Origin of the sequence: Nonomuraea sp. NPDC049480, from assembly GCF_044465905.1 — a bacterium.
Classification (GTDB): Bacteria; Actinomycetota; Actinomycetes; order Streptosporangiales; family Streptosporangiaceae; genus Nonomuraea.
The window spans coordinates 325,255-342,072 of the sequence record NZ_JBITMD010000008.1; the positions used below are offsets into that span (position 1 = coordinate 325,255).

At 71.8% G+C, this 16,818-nt stretch carries 16 protein-coding genes; 3 read left to right on the forward strand and 13 right to left on the reverse strand.

The annotated features are described in order from the left end of the window. Positions 1 to 14: 14 nt before the first annotated feature. A complete protein-coding gene (locus ACIBX3_RS24880; protein WP_397120796.1) occupies positions 15 to 1,349 on the reverse strand; it encodes an MFS transporter in 1,335 nt (444 codons plus the stop codon). Positions 1,350 to 1,476: 127 nt separating this feature from the next. On the opposite strand from ACIBX3_RS24880, the gene ACIBX3_RS24885 reads away from it, so the two are divergent. Continuing rightward, on the forward strand, positions 1,477 to 2,964 hold the full coding sequence (locus ACIBX3_RS24885) for a cobyric acid synthase (RefSeq protein WP_397120798.1): 1,488 nt from the start codon (positions 1,477 to 1,479) through the stop codon (positions 2,962 to 2,964). A gap of 21 nt (positions 2,965 to 2,985) precedes the next feature. Here ACIBX3_RS24885 and ACIBX3_RS24890 read toward each other — a convergent pair whose 3' ends face one another. The 6 genes from ACIBX3_RS24890 to ACIBX3_RS24915 all read right to left on the reverse strand — a co-directional run bounded on the left by ACIBX3_RS24890 (position 2,986) and on the right by ACIBX3_RS24915 (position 9,111). Next, complete coding sequence (locus ACIBX3_RS24890; RefSeq protein ID WP_397120800.1) at positions 2,986 to 4,020, reverse strand: 1-acyl-sn-glycerol-3-phosphate acyltransferase; 1,035 nt, start codon at positions 4,018 to 4,020, stop codon at positions 2,986 to 2,988. Between the two features lie 25 nt (positions 4,021 to 4,045). Further along, positions 4,046 to 4,858 (reverse strand): patatin-like phospholipase family protein, encoded by an 813-nt coding sequence (locus tag ACIBX3_RS24895; RefSeq protein WP_397120802.1) that lies wholly within the window; start codon positions 4,856 to 4,858, stop codon positions 4,046 to 4,048. 137 nt (positions 4,859 to 4,995) lie between these two features. Then, the gene (locus ACIBX3_RS24900) at positions 4,996 to 5,613 is read right to left on the reverse strand and encodes a LysE family translocator (protein WP_397120804.1); all 618 of its coding nucleotides are present in this window, start codon (positions 5,611 to 5,613) and stop codon (positions 4,996 to 4,998) included. A 5-nt stretch (positions 5,614 to 5,618) separates the two neighbouring features. Further along, the gene (locus ACIBX3_RS24905) at positions 5,619 to 6,566 is read right to left on the reverse strand and encodes a quinone oxidoreductase family protein (RefSeq protein WP_397120806.1); all 948 of its coding nucleotides are present in this window, start codon (positions 6,564 to 6,566) and stop codon (positions 5,619 to 5,621) included. Positions 6,567 to 6,646: 80 nt separating this feature from the next. Then, the gene (locus ACIBX3_RS24910; RefSeq protein WP_397120808.1) at positions 6,647 to 7,525 is read right to left on the reverse strand and encodes a virginiamycin B lyase; all 879 of its coding nucleotides are present in this window, start codon (positions 7,523 to 7,525) and stop codon (positions 6,647 to 6,649) included. Beyond that, a complete protein-coding gene (locus tag ACIBX3_RS24915; RefSeq protein ID WP_397121034.1) occupies positions 7,519 to 9,111 on the reverse strand; it encodes an ABC-F family ATP-binding cassette domain-containing protein in 1,593 nt (530 codons plus the stop codon). Before ACIBX3_RS24915 ends, ACIBX3_RS24910 begins: the two co-directional genes overlap by 7 nt. 40 nt (positions 9,112 to 9,151) lie before the next feature. On the opposite strand from ACIBX3_RS24915, the gene ACIBX3_RS24920 reads away from it, so the two are divergent. Then, positions 9,152 to 9,772 carry a TetR/AcrR family transcriptional regulator gene (locus tag ACIBX3_RS24920; RefSeq protein ID WP_397120810.1) on the forward strand — a complete coding sequence of 207 codons (621 nt, stop codon included), beginning with the start codon at positions 9,152 to 9,154 and terminating at the stop codon, positions 9,770 to 9,772. Between the two features lie 17 nt (positions 9,773 to 9,789). Here the strand turns inward: ACIBX3_RS24920 and ACIBX3_RS24925 are convergent, their stop codons facing one another. From ACIBX3_RS24925 to ACIBX3_RS24950, 6 genes are read right to left on the reverse strand one after another with little or no spacing between them, the layout of a single operon-like run. Beyond that, entirely contained in the window at positions 9,790 to 11,421 is a 1,632-nt protein-coding gene (locus ACIBX3_RS24925) for a serine/threonine-protein kinase (RefSeq protein WP_397120812.1), read from the reverse strand. A gap of 48 nt (positions 11,422 to 11,469) precedes the next feature. Then, entirely contained in the window at positions 11,470 to 12,075 is a 606-nt protein-coding gene (locus ACIBX3_RS24930) for an HAD family hydrolase (RefSeq protein WP_397120814.1), read from the reverse strand. Beyond that, a complete protein-coding gene (locus tag ACIBX3_RS24935) occupies positions 12,065 to 13,138 on the reverse strand; it encodes an ABC transporter ATP-binding protein (RefSeq protein ID WP_397120816.1) in 1,074 nt (357 codons plus the stop codon). The genes ACIBX3_RS24930 and ACIBX3_RS24935 overlap by 11 nt, the downstream gene beginning before the upstream one ends. Then, positions 13,135 to 13,986, reverse strand: coding sequence for an ABC transporter permease (locus ACIBX3_RS24940; RefSeq protein ID WP_397120818.1), 852 nt, complete (start codon positions 13,984 to 13,986; stop codon positions 13,135 to 13,137). The genes ACIBX3_RS24935 and ACIBX3_RS24940 overlap by 4 nt, the downstream gene beginning before the upstream one ends. Next, positions 13,974 to 14,798: an ABC transporter permease gene (locus ACIBX3_RS24945; RefSeq protein ID WP_397120820.1), complete on the reverse strand. Its 825-nt coding sequence runs from the start codon at positions 14,796 to 14,798 to the stop codon at positions 13,974 to 13,976. The genes ACIBX3_RS24940 and ACIBX3_RS24945 overlap by 13 nt, the downstream gene beginning before the upstream one ends. Beyond that, positions 14,795 to 15,949, reverse strand: a complete 1,155-nt coding sequence (locus tag ACIBX3_RS24950; protein ID WP_397120822.1) for an ABC transporter substrate-binding protein — start codon at positions 15,947 to 15,949, stop codon at positions 14,795 to 14,797. Before ACIBX3_RS24950 ends, ACIBX3_RS24945 begins: the two co-directional genes overlap by 4 nt. Positions 15,950 to 16,061: 112 nt before the next feature. Here ACIBX3_RS24950 and ACIBX3_RS24955 point away from each other — a divergent pair, with 112 nt between their 5' ends. Beyond that, positions 16,062 to 16,808, forward strand: coding sequence for a GntR family transcriptional regulator (locus ACIBX3_RS24955; RefSeq protein ID WP_397120824.1), 747 nt, complete (start codon positions 16,062 to 16,064; stop codon positions 16,806 to 16,808). Positions 16,809 to 16,818: the final 10 nt, after the last annotated feature.

Genomic DNA, 16,818 nt, shown 5'->3' on the forward strand with positions numbered 1-16,818 from the left:
GAAGCGGAGAGTTCTCAGCCGCGGGCGGCGTCCTCCATGACCTTGCGCGCGTCGCGCTCGAACGACGCCCGGGCCCCGAGTGTGAGCAGCCCGCCCGCGACCATCGGGATCACCAGGATGTACATCCCGGCGAGCAGCGAACCGAGCCGGTCCGAGGCGATGCCGACGACCAGGGAGCCGAAGGCGCCGCCGCCCGTGATGAGCAGTTGCAGGACGGCGAAGCCGAGCCCGCGCGAGGCGGCCGGTACCACGTCAGCCAGGCAGGCCGTCATGTTCGGGATCGCGATGGACATCAGCGAGCAGGCGACCAGGACCAGGACGCTCATCGCACCGATCGAGTCCATCGACAGCGCTCCGGCCAGGACCAGCGAGCCGGCCGTGATGCCGCCGCCGCCGGCCAGCAGGCGGCCGCCCTTGCGGGTCCCGTGCCATTTCCTGCCCAGCCACGAGCCCACGAGGGTGCCTGTCACCGTGCCCACGACCGTGATCAGCCCGGCCAGGGAGCCGGCCGTGGCCGTGCCGACGCCGAGGGTGCGCACCATGAACGTGGGCAGCCAGTAGAAGATCCCGGCCAGGCCGAGGGTGAGGAGGGACAGGCCGGCGCAGACGAAGATCAGCGTGGGGATGGAGATCACCTGCCGGAACTGCCTCCGGAAAGGAGGCTTCGCGGCGGGCGCGGGGGAGGCGGGCGCGGGGGAGGCAGGCGCGGTGTCACCCGCTGCCACCAGCCGGTCCAGCTCGCCGCGGCGCGGCTCGCGCAGCAGCCAGACGAGCAGGGCCGTGAGCACGCCGGGCACGACCATGATGAGGAACGCCGTACGCCATCCGAACGCCTCCGCCAGCACCCCGCCGAGCAGAGTCCCGACGCCTCCGAGGTACGTGGTGACGCGCGTGAGCCCGTACGCCTTCGCCCGGCTGACCGGCGGGTAGTAGTCGGCGAGGAGGCTGCCGGAGGCGGGGTTGTCGATGTTCTCGGCCGCCGCGAGCAGCACGCGCATCAGGTAGAACATCACGAATCCGGTGGCCAGGCCGGAGCCGAGCGTGGCGATCGCCCAGACGAGGACGACCACCGCGATGATCCGGGTGCGGCTGAGCCGGTCCGCGAGGTACCCGGCGGGCAGGGCCACGACCGCCGCGGCCAGGGCGGCGGCCGTCGGGATCGAGCCTGCCGCCGTGTCGCTGAAGCCCCACTCGCCCTGGATGGCGGGAAGCACACCGGAGAGCAGGTTGTACTCGATCCGGTCCACGAATCCGACGATGAACAGGACGACCAGCGGCGCCCAGCCGAACGGCGCGCGCGAGCCCGCGTCGATGGCGCCGGTGCGCGGCGAACCCAACGTCCCGACCATGCCCACCCTTTCCATAAGGAAATCTAGAATCTCGTTCTAGAGGCCAGAGTGGCACAAGTCACATGATCCGTAAATGGGGGAATTTGGCCGTAATTTCGCCACACGTGAGGTCCAGTACGGTGATCCCATGGTCAACGGGGGATTGCTGGTCGCGGGCACCACGTCCGACGCGGGCAAGAGCGTGGTCACGGCGGGCATCTGCCGCTGGCTGGCCCGCCAGGGCGTCCGCGTCGCGCCCTTCAAAGCCCAGAACATGTCACTGAACTCGTACGTCACCGCCGACGGCGCCGAGATCGGCCGTGCCCAGGCGATGCAGGCGCAGGCCGCCGGCCTGGAGCCGGTCGCCGACATGAACCCGATCCTGCTCAAACCCGGCAGCGACCGCCGCAGCCAGGTCGTCCTCATGGGCCGGCCGGTGGCGGACGTGGACGCGATGGAGTACGGCGACCTCAGAGACCTCCTGCGCACCGCCGCGCTGGAGGCCCTGGCCCGGCTGCGCGAGCAGTACGACGTGGTGGTGTGCGAGGGCGCCGGCAGCCCGGCCGAGATCAACCTGCGCCGGGGCGACATCGCCAACATGGGCCTGGCCAGGGCCGCGAACCTGCCTGTGATCGTGGTCGGCGACATCGACAGGGGAGGGGTGTTCGCCGCGTTCTACGGCACGGTGGGCCTCCTGGACGCCGACGACCAATCCCATATTTCCGGATTCGTCGTCAACAAGTTCAGGGGCGCGAAGGAGCTGCTGGAGCCCGGCCTCGACATGCTGCGCCGGCTGACCGGCCGCACGGTGTACGGCGTGCTGCCCTGGCTCGACGGCCTCTGGCTGGACGTGGAGGACTCCCTGGCCCTGGACGGCCGCCAGGTCCCCGCCCGCGCCCCGCACGGCAGGCAGACGTTGCGGGTGGCGGTCGTCCGGCTGCCGCGGATCTCCAACTTCACCGACCTGGACGCGCTGGCCGCCGAGCCCGGGGTCGTGGTGCGGTTCGTGACCGACCCGGCCGAGCTCGGCGACGCCGACCTGGTGGTGCTGCCGGGCTCCCGCGCCACCGTGAGCGACCTGGACTGGCTACGGACCCGGGGACTGGCCGCGGCCATCGCCGAGCGGAAAGGGCCCGTGCTGGGCGTCTGCGGCGGCTTCCAGATGCTCGGCCGCGAGATCGTCGACGACGTCGAGTCGGGCCAGGGCAAGGTCGAAGGGCTGGGGCGGCTGCCGGTGCGGGTCGAGTTCGCGCCGGAGAAGCGGCTGGCCAGGCCGGAGGGCACGGCGTACGGGCATCCGGTGCGCGCGTACGAGATCCACCACGGACAGGCCACGGTCGAGGGCGGCGAGCCGTTCCTCGACGGGTGCCGGGTCGGCGACGTGTGGGGCACCACCTGGCACGGCGCCATGGAGAACGACGGCTTCCGCCGCGCGTTCCTGGCCGACGTGGCCGAGCGGGCCGGGCGCGACTTCGTACCGGCGCCGGACACGGACTTCGCCGCGCTCAGGGAGGAGCGGCTGGACGCGCTCGGCGACCTCGTCGAGCGGCATCTGGACACGGACGCGCTGCTCCGCCTCATCCAGCACGGCCCGCCGGAGGTCCCTTTCCTCCCGCCGGGAGCTCCCGGGCGCTGATCCGGCCCGGGCGAGCGGGCCTCAGCCGGTGCGTTCCGCCGTGGGTCCCGTACCCTGCACCGGCCGCCGCTGGGCGCCGATCCAGGCGTCGATCCGCTCCCAGTGGTCGTACAACCAGCGGATCCGCTCTTCACGCGTCCCGGGCACCTCGGCGGCGGGCACCCGCCACCACTTGGCGGTGATGTGCGCGCTGAAGGGCAGCTTGCGCCAGACGTCCCCCAGCGTGACCAGGTCGTCGAGCCCGGTGTGCGCGACGAAGATGACGTCCGCCGTCGGGCAGGAATCGATGGCCGCGATGGCGCCGTTCGGGCGGGGCGGCAGCAGGTGGTCCATGCCGCGGGCCCGCTGCGCCTCCTCGGCCAGACCTTTCTCCTCCAGCCGCCTGATCGCCAGCCCGCGGCGGCGCGGGGTGAAGTTGCCACCCTCCGGGAAGATCACCAGGGCGTCCTGGTTACTCATGGTCGAGGCCAGCCGCTCGATCTCCGCGATGATCTGTTTCTGTCCGGACTTGCGCGGCACGAACGCGTTCGGCAGCCGGTTGATCACCACGTCCAGCGACGGGTCGTACTGGAGTGCCGCCTTCATGACGATCCGCGGCCGCCGCCCGTAGGAGACCAGCAGGTGGTAGATCAGCAGGAACGAGTCGCCGGGGCCTGCGTGCCGGGACAGCACGATGATCGGCCGCGTCAGCCGGGCCGCCTGCTCCTCCGTGGTCGGCTCCGGCTCCTGGACGTCCACGGTCAGCCGGAAGATCCGCACCGCGGCCGCGTACACCTTGGTCAGGAACCACCTGATCAGCCCGTAGTGCCGCTCCTGGCGGCGGGCCCCGCCCGCCACCCACAACCACAGGCACGCGATCAGCACCGCCGACTCCAGCGTCAGCCACGCCACCCCGAACCACACGAACCTGAGCCCCCGGCGCTGCGGCGGCGGCAGGCGCAACGAGGCGGCCGCCGTGACGATGAGCCAGAACGGCAGCGTCACCAGCATGAACACGGTCACCACGATGACCAGTGGAGCCAGGACGACCCGGCGCAGGATCCGTGGAGGGAGCAACGCGGCCTCCCTTGAGAGAGTGCCCTCATCCTCCACTGTCGCTCAAATAGCGAGAAGACGCCTCGTAGGCTCGGTCAATGTACGCCGAGATCTGTGACAAGTCGCGATAACGGAGCGGCGAGAGCGGCTGGGTCGTCCCGGCGGGCAGCACGTGCACCTCCACGCCCGCCGGCAGGCTGGCCATGTCCTCGGCGAACCGGTGCCGGCGCGCGATCTCGAATGCCACCATCCCCACCTCCCAGAACCGCCTGGGCGGCGCGAGCGGCCGCTCGATCCGCCCCACGTGCAGGACGTACACGCGCTTGGCCCCGAGCAGCACGGCCCGGCCGACGGGGATGCTGTGCACCAGCCCGCCGTCGTAGAAGTGCTCGCCGCCGATCACGACGGGCGGCAGCAGCCCGGGCACCGCGCACGACGCCAGCACGGCCTCGACCAGCGGCCCGCGCGTGAACCAGTGCGCCGCCGCCCGCTCCACCGAGGCCGCCACGCACTGGAACGGCACCTCCAGCTCCTCGATGTGCGGCACCCCCACCGTCGCGCCCAGCACCTCCCCGAGCGGCCCGATGGGGTGCAGGTGGGTGCCGGTCTTGGCCAGGGTCGACAGCCGGGCCACCCACGAGCCGGTGAACGCCGTGCGTACGACATCGGACTGCCACAAACCGGTCAGTCTGGCGACGGCCTCGCCCGGCGCGGCGGCGATCACCGCCCCGTTGAGCGCGCCGACCGACGTGCCCACCACCAGGTCGGGCGTGATGCCGGCCTCGTCGAGCGCCCGCAGCATCCCTACTTCGTGCGCGCCGAGCACGCCTCCGCCGCCGAGCACGAACGCGGTCTCCACGCCCCCACCTTCTCGTTGCCGCGCCCCGGAAGCAAAACGGCGCGACCCGTTGCCGGACTTGTCCGATGACGGGGGACCAGGGCGCGCGGCGGCGCTCACCTTGGAAACAGCCGGCCTCCTGGACGGACCGGACGGATTCAGTCGCTGGTCGCCAGCCGCACGCCGAAGCCGACGATCACCACACCCGTCAGCCGGTCGAGGATCCGCCGCACCGCCGCCGAGCGCAGGAACCCGCTCATCAACGACGCGAACCCGATCAGCGCCGCACTCCACACCAGCCCCTCGGCCACGTGCACGCCCGCCAGCAGCAGGCCCATCACCGCATGCGGCGCCCCGTCCGGGATGAACTGCGGCAACATCGCCACATAGAACGCCCCCACCTTGGGATTGAGCAGGTTCGTCGTCAGCCCCCGGCCGAACGCCCTCCGGAACCCGACCTCCTGCCGCTGCTGATCGGGAAGGTCATGCTGCTTGGCCAGGATCATGCGCACCCCCATCCACACCAGGTACGCCACCCCGGCCCAGCGCAACACCTCGTACGCCGGCCGCGAGGCCGCCAGCAGCGCCGACAGCCCCGCCGCGGTGAGCACGCCCCAGGCCAGCGTGCCGAGCTGGATGCCCAGCGTCACGCCCCAGGCCGGCCGCCGGCCGGCCACCAGCGACGTCCGCAGGATCAAGGCCGTGTCCAGCCCCGGCGTCAACGTCAGCAGGGCGACCACGGCGGCGAACGACCACACAGATCCCGCGATGTCCATGAGTGTCAGGGTATGAGGAGCAACTTTCCGGTGGTACGGCGGCCCGCCAGGTCCTCATGCGCCTGCCGCGCGTCGGCCAGCGGGTAGCGGCGCGAGATGTTGATCGCCAGCCGCCCCTCGGAGATCCACCCGAACAGGTCGGACGCGCGCTGGAGCAGCTCCGCCCGCTCGGCGATGTAGTGCACGAGCGTGGGCCTGGTGAGGAACAGGGACCCCTGCTTGTTGAGCGCCTGGGGGTCGACCGGCGGCACGGGGCCGCTGGCGGCGCCGTACAGGGCCATGAGGCCGCGCGGGCGCAACGCCTCCAGACCACCGTCGAACGTGGTGGCCCCGACTCCGTCGTACACGACGTCGATCTTGTTGCGCAGCGCCTCCGCGAAGTCGTCGTACCGCAGCACCTCGTCCGCCCCGGCCTCGCGCGCCAGCTTCTCCTTCTCGCTGGTGGAGACCGTGGTGTACACCTTGGCGCCCCTGAGCTTGGAGAGCTGGATCAGCAGCTGCCCCATGCCGCCCGCCCCGGCGTGGACGAGCACCTGGTCGCCCTCCTTGACCTGGTACGTGGAGTGGGTCAGGTAGTGGGCCGTCATGCCCTGCAGCATCGCAGCGGCCGCCACGTCGGCCGGCACGCCGTCCGGCACCGGCACCACGCGATCGGCCGGGATGACGGCCTTCTCCGCGTAGCTGCCCAGCACACTGGCCCACGCCACCGTGTCGCCCACGGCCACGTCCCGCACCCCCGCCCCGACGGCCGACACGGTCCCCGCGCCCTCGGAGCCGATCGGCGTGGGGAGCCGGAGCGGGTAGGCGCCGGAGCGGTGGTAGATGTCGATGAAGTTGACGCCGCTGGCGGAGACGTCGACCACGACCTCGCCGTCACCTGGTGTGGGGTCGGGACGTTCGACGTACTCGAGAACTTCTGGACCGCCCTGGGCGGAGACGATGATGGCATGCATGCCCCTAGTCAACTCCGTCCGTCAACGTCCATGCCAACCGGGTGCCATCGTCGAACGGCCGGCCACCGCCGGGGGAGCGGTCAGGTGAGGCGGGCCAGGGCGCCCGCCTCCAACGCCACCCAGATCGCGCCGTCCGGCCCGACCGTCAACCCGTGCGGCTCGGCCTTCCGCGCCTCGCCACCCCCTTCCGCCGGCAGGCCGGGGAGAGGACGCTCTTCGACAGCGCCGTCAGTCGTGATGCGGCCCACCCGGCCGACGGCCCACTCGGTGAACCAGAGGGCGCCGTCGGGACCCGCGACGATCGCGTGCGGCCGGCAAGCTCGGTCCGGAAGCGGAAATTCAACGATCTTCCCTGAGGTGTCGATCCGCCCGATCTGACCCGCGCCGATCTCGACGAACCACATTGCCCCGTCCGGCCCGCACGTGATGCCGACCGGCGCGGCCCCCTCCGTCGGGAGCCGGTGAACGACCACCTCACCCGCCGCCGAGATCCGCCCGATGGCGTTGCCCTGGTTGAGCGTGAACCACATGGCGCCGTCCGGCCCTGCCGCGATGAAGGCCGGCATGCCGCCACCCTCCACCGGCACCTCGAACTCCGCAGGCGCGCCATCCGGCCCGATGCGCCCGATCCTCCCGGTCCGCATCTGGGTGAACCACATGGCGCCGTCCGGACCGGCGGCGATCCCGTACGGCGAGTCCGCCGCATGGGCGGTCACCTGCCCGTCGGCGGTGATGCGGCAGACCCGGCCGCCCTGCCCTTCGGCGAACCACATCGCACCGCCGGGTCCGGGCGCGATCACGGTCGGCTGTCCGTCGGCCGGATCGAGCTGGTGGATCACCGGCTCCTGCCCGGGCACCATCCTGCCGACCCGCCCTTGGTGGACGAGCGTGAACCAGAGGGCTCCGTCCGTCCCGGCGGCGATGCCGTACGGCGCACCCGCGTCGATCATGGTCAACATAGCTGTCCCCCTGCGAGATGGAGTTCTTCGCCTCGGAAGCGCCGGGTGAGCGCGCGGTCGTGCGACACCACGACGAGCGTGCCGCGGTAGTGGCCGAGCGCCTGCTCCAGCTCCTCGGACAGGAGCGGCGACAGGTGGTTCGTCGGCTCGTCGAGCAGCAGCAGGTCGTGCTCGTCCGCCAGCAGCCTGGCCAGCGCCAGCCTGCGCCGCTGGCCGACCGACAGCTCACCCACCTTCTGGCCGAGCGTGTGCGGTCTGAACAGCCCGGTGCTCAGCAGCGCCTGTCCGCGCTCGTCCGCGTAGCCGCGCCCGTAGGCGGCCAGGACGGTCAGGTCCGGGTCGAACGCCACCTCCTGCGGCAGGTGACCGGCCTTGACGTGGTCGGGGACGTGCTCGGCGATGGCCCGCAGCAGCGTCGACTTGCCCGCGCCGTTGGCGCCGCGCACCAGCACCCGATCGCCTGCCCTGATCGTCAACGACTCGACCCGCAGCCGGTCACCGACGCGGATGTCACGCAGCTCGACGATCACACCCGCATCGGCGCCTCCGCTCACCGGCTCGGCGCCCGGCTCCTGGGCAGCGGGATCGGCGGTGCCGAACGTGCCGCGGAAGCGCAGCGGGTCCGGTGGGCGGGCCACCGGGTCGTCCAGCAGTCTGCGCAGCCGCTCATGGGCGTTGCGGACGCGGCTGGCCACCGAGCTCTGCACCCGCCCGGCGTTGCGGTCGTACGCCATTTTGTTGTTGTCGCGCATCACCCGCCCCGCCGCGACCCGGTGGGCGGTGGTGGCGGCGTGCTCGCGTACCTGCCGCACCTCCTCGCACCACGCCGCGTAGGACTGCTCCCAGCGCGCCCGCGCCGCCGCCTTGGCGGACAGGAAGCCCGGGTAGCCGCCGCCGAAGCGGGTGACGGCGCCGTCCTCGACCTCCAGCACGGCGGTGGCGACCCGGTCGAGGAAGACCCGGTCGTGCGACACCACGACGACCGTGCCCCGGTGCTCGCGCAGGCGCTCCTCCAGCCAGGCCAGCGCCGACTCGTCGAGGTGGTTGGTCGGCTCGTCGAGCAGCAGCACCCGAGGGGCGGCGGCCAGCACGCAGGCCAGCCCCAGCCGGGCCTGCTCGCCGCCCGACAGGCTGGACAGGACCCGGTCGCGGCCGACGTGGGCCAGGCCGAGGCCGTGGAAGGCCTTGTCCACCCGTGCGTCCGCCTCATAGCCGCCGCACGCCTCGAAAGCGGTGAGCAGCTCGCCGTACTCGTCGATGACCTCGTCCGTGAGCGCGGACTCCAGCTGGCGCATCCTGCGCTCCATGGCGCGCAGGCCGGCCAGCGCGGCGTCGATGGCCTGCGTGACCGTGCAGGAGGGCGGCAGGCCGAGCGTCTGCCCGAGGTGGCCGGCGTCGTCGGGCGCGATGATCTCGCCGTCGTCCGGCCGCTCGACCCCGGCCAGCAGCCGGAGCAGCGTGGACTTGCCCGAGCCGTTCTCGCCCACGATGCCGGCGCGCTCGCCGGGCTTGACGGACATGGTCACGCCGGTGAGGACGGCGCGCCCTCCGTAGGACTTGGACACGTTTCGGAGGTGAATCAGGATAGAACTCCAATCGCAACTGGTGTAGCGTTAGTATGCCACGGTGGAAACACAAACGCAACTGGAGTATTTTTTGGAAGCGGGCAGCAAACGTCCGGGAGGGCGGAGCGCGCGGGTTCGCGACGCCGTACGCCAGGCCACGCTCATCGAGCTGGTCGAGCACGGCTACCCGGGATTGACGGTCGAGCGGGTCGCCGAGCGGTCGGGCGTGCACAAGACGACCGTCTACCGGCGCTGGGGGAGCGTGGAGGGGCTGATCTCCGACGCGCTCGAGCTGGCCAGGGACGAGCCGTGGCCGATTCCCGACACCGGCACGATCGAGGGTGATCTGCGGGGCATCGTCCAGCTCGTACGCTCCGGGTTCGCCGACCCGGATCTGGGGCCGGTGTCGTCGGCGTTCGTGGCGGCGGCCGTGCAGAACGCGGAGGCTGCGCGGGCGCTGCACGAGTTCTTCGTCGCCAGGCACGAGCAGTCGGCCGAGGTCGTACGACGGGCGGTCGCGCGGGGCGAGTTGCCCGACGTCGTCGACGTACGGGAGGTGATCAGGGTCGCGGTGGCGCCGGTCTACTACAGGTTGTTCGTCGCGCACGAGCCGGTGACCGAGCGGGACGCCGACCGGGCCGCCGACGCCGCCCTGGCCGCGGCCCGCGCCGGAGTCCTCTGACGCGCGCGGGCCGGAGGTTAGGAGTCCGCCTTCTTCCCGCGCAGCTCGAAGTCGTCGAACGTGGTCTTCAGCAGCGCTTCGCTGCCCTTCGGCGTACGCGCGAACAGGCCGACGTACCCGTTGCCGAGACCGTTCGGATCGTCCACCCGGTGCACCTGCTTGTCGTTCACCCACATCGTCAGCCGCACCGCGGACCCTTGCTGCTCGCACGCGGCCACGATGCGGGCCGGCTTGCCGCGCACCCCTTCGACCTCGATCGGCTGGGCCAGCGTGCCGCCCGCCCCGTCGACGATGCGCCGGATCCTGGCCTTCCCCGCCGTGTCCAGCCCGAACTCGTAGTAGGTGTCGTCGTCGTTGACGTTGTGGCAGTAGACGCCGTACTCGCCGGTGCCCGATGACTTCTTGACCTCGGCGGTGACGCCGACGACGACGGTCGCCGGCAACATCGGGGTGGGCGTGGCGGAGGGGTTGGGGGTGGTCGTCGGAGTGGCGACGAGGAAGGGGATGGGGGCCTTCGCCCACCGCTCCTCGGTGCCCTGCTCCACGTCCAGCCCGTACGTGCCGTCGGTGCGGTAGCCGTAGCTGCTGGTCGCCTCGGGGTCGTACGTGCCGTTCCAGCCGCCGGAGGTCTGCGTGAAGTCCTCGGCGTAGAGCACGCCCAGGTCCGGCGGCTTACCGGGCGTGAGCACGCTCCAGGCGATCACGCCCGCGCCCACGGCGAGGGCGGCGGCGGCCGCGAGGACTCCGTACAGCCTGACGCGGCCCCGCTTGTCCGCAAGGGGCGCGGCCTCGGTGTACGGCGTGGTGGCGTGCTGCCAGGCCACCTGCACGGTCTGCGCCGCCTGCTCGGGGGCGGCCGACCGTCCGACGAGGTGGTCGAGCAGCTGCTGCGCCGTGGGCCGCAGGGCCGGGTCCTTCTGCAGCGCCGCCCTGACCAGCTCGCGCAGACCCGGCTCGACGTCGTCGAGAGCCGGCTCGGTGTTGAGCACCTGGTAGACGATCGCCGGCAGGGTGTCCCCGCCGAAGGGAGCCTGCCCGCTGGCGGCGAACGCGACCAGGCATCCCCACGAGAACACGTCGCAGGTCGGCGAGACCGGCTCCCCCCGCAGCACCTCGGGCGCCATGTAGCGGGGCGTGCCGATCAGCTCGCCGGTTCCGGTGACGCCGCCGAGCGTGTCGAGCGCCCGCGCGATGCCGAAGTCGATCACGCGCGGCCCGACCGAGGACAGCAGCACGTTGGACGGCTTGAGGTCCCGGTGCACCACTCCGGCCCCGTGGATGGCGGTGAGCGCGGTGGCCACGCTGACGGCCAGCGCGTCGAGACTGGAGCCGCGCAGCGGCCCCGACTGGCGTACGGCCTCCTCCAAGTTGGGGCCGGGCACGTATTCGGTGACCACGTAGAGCTGGTCGCCGTCGAGCGCGGCCTCCAGCACCGCGGCCGTGCAGAACCTGCGCACCCTCCGGGCGGCGTCGGCCTCCCTGCGGAAGCGCATGCGGAACTGCTCGTGCTGGGTCAGTTCCGGGTTGATCACTTTGACGGCGACCCGCTGCCCGGAGGGGTCCTCGGCGAGATGGACCGTGCCCATCCCGCCTCGGCCCAGCACGCTAAGCAACCTGTAGCGCCCGATGTGGGAGGTTTCACCGTTCACGGCGCGCAAGCTTACCGATACTGGGTGATCGCCGCAGAGACACGTACGTCACGCGCCCTCACCCGCCAGCGACGCCCGCACATGGGCGAGCGACGGCAACCCGGACGGCACGGCGAGCAGCACGCGGCATCCGGCCGCGGTGGCGGCCGCGACGCCGGTCGGGCTGTCCTCGATGGCGACGCACCGTGACGGGGCCGCCCCCAGCCGCCGGGCCGCCTCCAGGTACGGGTCCGGGTACGGCTTGCTCCGCGCCGTGTCCTCGTCGGCGATGACCAGGTCGAACGGGTGGCCCAGGCGCGGGAGCACCAGGTCGATCACGCGGCGCTGGGAGGCGCTGACCAGGGCCGTCGGGATGGAGGCGGCCGCCAGCTCGGCGAGGAGCTCCCGAGCGCCCGGCATGATCGTCACATTCGCCGCGACACGATCGGCGAACGCGTCGGTCAGCCGGTCGGCCACCGACGCGTCCCGGAGGAGATGGGCCGCGACGTCGTCGGAGGTGCGGCCGAGGACGTGCGGGGCGTCATCGGGGTCCAGCGGACGGCCGAGGCCGGCGGCGACGGAGGCGACCGCCTGCCACCACAACCCCTCGGTGTCCACCAGCGTGCCGTCCATGTCCAGCAGGACAGCGTCGGGGTCGGCGAGGTCAGACGGCATCGGCGGCAACCACGGGAGTGGGAGCGGTGACCGTGCGGGCGGCCACCAGTACAGGACGCTCCACCAGCCGGACCGTGACCCGCGTGCCGGGCCCCAGCCGCGCGGCCTCGTGTCCGGGCACGTCGGCGAGCACCTCCCCGCCCGCCACCGCCAGCCGGAGCCGTACGGAGGCGCCGCGGAAGGACGCCGCGAGCACCTCGGCGGCCCCGTCCTCGGCCGGGACGACCTGCACCGCCTCGGGACGGATCAGCACGTCCACGGCGGGGTCCTCGGGAGCCGGCCCGTCCACGGGCAGCAACTGGCCGAGCACCGTCACCTGGTCCCCGGAGACGTGCCCGGCCAGGTGGTTCATGGTGCCGACGAACTCCGCCACGAACGGCGTGGCCGGCCGGTCGTAGACCTCGGCGGGCGCGCCCACCTGCTCCAGCCGCCCGTCGCGGAGCACCGCCACCCGGTCGGCGACCGACAGGGCCTCCTCCTGGTCGTGGGTGACGAAGATCGTGGTGATGCCCAGGGAGAGCTGGAGGCGGCGGATCTCCTCGCGCAGCGCCACGCGTACCTTCGCGTCCAGCGCCGACAGCGGCTCGTCCAGCAGCAGGACGCGCGGCTCCAGGGCGAGCGCGCGGGCCAGGGCGACGCGCTGCTGCTGGCCGCCGGACAGCTGGTGCGGGTAGCGGTCGGCGTGCTGGGGCAGGCCGACCAGTTCGAGCAGTTCGTCCGCCTTGGCGTGCCGCACGGCCGTGGGCGCCTTGCGTACGCGCAGGCCGAAGGCGACGTTGTCGCGGGCGTTGAGGTTCGGGAAGAGAGAGTAGGACTGGAAGACCATGCCCGCGTCCCGCTTGTTGGCCGGGACGTTCGTGATGTCCTTCCCGTCCACCAGCACCGCGCCCGAGTCCGGCCGTTCGAACCCGGCCACGCACCGCAGCGCCGTCGTCTTGCCGCAGCCCGAGGGGCCGAGCAGGGCGACGAACTCGCCGGGCGCGACGACCAGGTCGAACCCGTCCAGCGCGACCGTCTTGCCGAACACCCGCCTCAGCCCCCGGAACTCCACCGATGCGGTCATTTCTGTTTCTCCCTACCGAAGACGGTGGACACGGCGAGCAGCAGCAGCCAGATGAGCAGCAGGCTGAGGATCGACACGGCGACCGACAGCTGCCCCTTGGAGCCGGAGGCGGTCACGATCCACACCGCGAACGGCTCGTACCCCAGCAGGCTGGCGACGGTGTACTCGCCCAGCACCAGCGCCAGCGTCAGGAACGACGCGCTGGCCAGCGCCGAGCGCAGGTTGGGCACGACGACCCGGAAGAGCACGTACGGCCACGAGGCGCCCAGATTGCGGGCCGCCTCCACCAGCGTCCGCACGTCCATGGTCCGCAGCCCCGCGTCCAGCGACCGGTACACGAACGGCAGCACCAGCACCACGTACGCCAGCACCAGCACCACCGGGAACCCCGGGTCCTGCACCGCGATGATCGTGCCCCAGAGCGGCGTCGGCGCCAGCACGTCGGTCCCGACGCGCAGCGACGTCCCGAGCCCGGCCACGAACGTGATCGGCGGCACCACCAGCGGCAGCGTGCACAGCACCTCCATCACGGGCCGCAGCCGCGGCGCGAACAGCCGCACGGCCAGCATCGCGGGCAGCGACAGCAGCAGCACCAGCACGATCGTGGCCACCGCCAGCGCCAGCGACAGCAGCAGCGACCGCGCGAAGCCCTCGGCCGTCAGCAGCTCGCCATAGGCCGACAGCGACACCCCTTCCGTGGGGGTGTAGACCGTGTACCAGAGCGAGGCGCCGAGCGGGATCAGGAAGTAGGCGGCGGACAGCAGGAACACCACCCCGCGCCACACCCGCGGCCGCGCGGGCGCCTTCGGGACGGCGACGACGGGCTCCAGGCCGGTCAGTGCAGCCATCGCGAGCTCCTCCTCTGCAGCGGCAGGTAGATCGCCATCACCAGACCGGCCACCACGATCATGTCGAGGCTGAGGGCCAGCGCGATGTTCTCGTAGCCGATCAGCACGTCGCCGGTGAGCGCGCTGGCGATCTTGAGGGTGACCAGCGGCACGACGGTCCCGACCATGGCGTTCGCGGTGGCGTACGCGGAGAACGAGCTCCCGAACAGCAGCACCACCCCGCCCAGCACGGCCGGCGCCAGCACCGGCAGCGCGACGAAGCGCCAGTAGTGCCAGCTGGTCGCGCCGTTGTTGGCGGCCGCCTCGCGCCACTGAGGCCGCAGCCCGTCCAGCGCCGGCGCCATGACCAGCACCATCAGCGGGACCGAGAAGTAGAGATAGACCACGACCAGGCCCCAGAACGTGTAGAGCGAGCCCGAGGGCAGCCCGATCAGGCCGCTGACCACGCCGGAGTTGCCGAGCGTGGCGATCCAGAAGAACGCCAGCGGCACCCCGCCGAAGTTGGCCAGCACCCCGGAGGCCGTCAGCACGCCCTCCCGCAGCAGCGTGAAGCGCGAGGTCACGACGGCGTGGGCGAGGAACGAGCCGAGTGCGGCCCCCAGCAGCGCGACCACGGCCGACAGCTTGATGCTGCCGATCATGGCGTTGAGGTAGCCGCCCTGCAGGCTCTGCGCCAGGTTCGCCAGGCTCGGCCGCCCCTGCGCCGTCAGCGCCCCCGCCACCAGTGCGATGGCGGGGACGCCGAAGACGAGCGCGAAGAACGCCAGCAGGGGCAGCGCCCCCAGCCAGCCCTTCGAACGGGTCCGGTTCATCCCGAGATCGCGGTGTCCCAGCCGGCGGCCAGCTTGGCCTTGGCCGCGTCCACCTGCTCGGTCTTGGGGAAGGTCGGCGTGCCCTCCACCGCGGGCAGCTTCTCGGCCAGCGCCTTGTCCACGGTGCCGTCGGTGGTCATCGCGGGCATCAGCACGGGGCGGGCGAAGCCCTTGAGGAAGAGGTTCTGGCCCTCGGCGCTGTAGAGGTACTCCTGCCACAGCCTGGCCGCGGCCGGGTGCGGGGCGTCCTTGTTGATGGCCTGGGCGTACATCTGGAAGTACTTGCCGTCCGAGGGGATGTTGACCTTCCAGTCGATGCCCTTGGCCGTCATCTGGGGCGCGTAGGCGGCGTTGTTGTAGTCCCAGTCGATGCTGATCTGGGTCTCGCCCTTCTCGATGGTCGCCGGGGTGGTCTCGACCGGGTTGTAGTTGCCGGCGTCCTTCAGCTTCTTGAAGAAGTCGATGCCGGGCTGGATGTCGTCGAACGAGCCGCCGTTGGCCATGGAGGCCGCGTACACGCCGGCGAAGGCGGAGCCGGACTTGGTCGGGTTGCCGTTCAGCGCGACCTTGCCCTTGTACTCGGGCTTGAGCAGGTCCTTGAAGCTGGTCGGGCAGGTGGCGATCTTCTTGGCGTCGCAGCCGATCGACACGTAGCCGCCGTAGTCGTTGACCCAGAGCCCGGTCGGCTCCTTCTGCCCCTCGGGGATCTTGTCGAACGTCTGCACCTTGTACGGCGCGAACAACCCCTCCGTCGCGCCGCTGAGCGCGAACGACTGGCCGAGGTCGAGCACGTCGGGGGCGCGGTCCTGGCCCTTGCGGGTCTTGACGGCGTTGATCTCGTCGGCGCTGGCCGCGTCGGGGGTCTCACTCTCGATCTTGATGCCGTACTTGGCCTGGAACTTCTCGATGATCTCCCCGTAGTTCGCCCAGTTGGGCGGCAGGGCGATGACGTGGAGGTTGCCCTCCTTCTTCGCGGCCTCGACGAGCTTGTCGAGCCCGCCGAAGTCGGCGGCGGAGGTCGCCGTGGCGGCGTTCACCCCGCCCTCCGACGCCTGGGTGGTCTGTTGGGTGCCGGGAGCGGCACCGCACGCCGCGGTGACTACGGTGAGAACCGCGGCAACGCCGGCCGCGCGGGCGCGAGATGTGAACACGACGCCTCCATTGTGCAGGGGGTGTGGCAAGAAACTAGAGGAACTTGTACAAACAAGCCAGCACTAGTGAGTCGCATGAATGTTGCTCTTTCGTGAACAGGAAGGGGCGGGCGTGGTTGCGCGCTATGAACTGATCGCCGATGAGCTGCGAGAGGAGATCCTCTCCGGTGCCCATCCGGTCGGCTCCCTGCTGCCCAGCGAGGCCGAGCTGGCCAGGCGCCACGGCGCGGCGCGCGGCACCGTGCGGCAGGCGGTGGCCGTGCTGGTCGCCGAGGGTCTGGTCGGCTCCCGGCAGGGCGCCCGGCGCATCGTGCTCGGTGTCGCGCGCAGCCAGAGCTTCGCCGAGCTGCACAGCTTCGCGCAGTGGGCGCGCGCGGGCGGCTATCGGTTCGGCGGGCAGGTGATCGAGCAGCACCGACGGCGGCCGAGCGCCGCCGAGTCCGCCAGGCTGGGCGAGGGGGAGGTGCTGGAGGTGCTGCGCGTGCGCACGCTGGAGGAGGAGCCCGTCCTGGTCGAGCGGACGGTGTACGCCGAGTGGGTGGCCCCCGCCGTCGAGCGGCTCCCGGCCGACTGCGAGTCGGTGACCCAGGCGCTGTATGACGCGATCGGCCTCGTGTTCGCCTACGGCGAGCACCTCATCGACGCGGTCTCCGCCGGCGTCCAGGACGCCCGCCTGCTGGGAGTGCGCCGCGGCAGCCCGCTCCTGCGCCAGCGCAGGACCACCACCACCCACGACGGCAGGCCCGTGGAGACCTCCGACGACCGCTACCGCGCAGGCAGCGTGGCCTTCAGCGTCCGCAACTCGATCGGCGCGAACCCTCTCGTCCGGCAGGCAATCGACTTGCGATCTCGGGCCTGAGAACATATGT

Excerpts from the sequence above, each read along its gene's own strand:
- ACIBX3_RS24880 (WP_397120796.1), bottom strand. The coding sequence starts at position 1,349 with ATGGTCGGGACGTTGGGTTCGCCGCGCACCGGCGCCATCGACGCGGGC.
- ACIBX3_RS24885 (WP_397120798.1), top strand. The coding sequence starts at position 1,477 with ATGGTCAACGGGGGATTGCTGGTCGCGGGCACCACGTCCGACGCGGGC.
- ACIBX3_RS24900 (WP_397120804.1), bottom strand. The coding sequence starts at position 5,613 with ATGGACATCGCGGGATCTGTGTGGTCGTTCGCCGCCGTGGTCGCCCTG.
- ACIBX3_RS24905 (WP_397120806.1), bottom strand. The coding sequence starts at position 6,566 with ATGCATGCCATCATCGTCTCCGCCCAGGGCGGTCCAGAAGTTCTCGAG.
- ACIBX3_RS24910 (WP_397120808.1), bottom strand. The coding sequence starts at position 7,525 with ATGTTGACCATGATCGACGCGGGTGCGCCGTACGGCATCGCCGCCGGG.
- ACIBX3_RS24930 (WP_397120814.1), bottom strand. The coding sequence starts at position 12,075 with ATGCCGTCTGACCTCGCCGACCCCGACGCTGTCCTGCTGGACATGGAC.
- ACIBX3_RS24935 (WP_397120816.1), bottom strand. The coding sequence starts at position 13,138 with ATGACCGCATCGGTGGAGTTCCGGGGGCTGAGGCGGGTGTTCGGCAAG.
- ACIBX3_RS24940 (WP_397120818.1), bottom strand. The coding sequence starts at position 13,986 with ATGGCTGCACTGACCGGCCTGGAGCCCGTCGTCGCCGTCCCGAAGGCG.
- ACIBX3_RS24945 (WP_397120820.1), bottom strand. The coding sequence starts at position 14,798 with ATGAACCGGACCCGTTCGAAGGGCTGGCTGGGGGCGCTGCCCCTGCTG.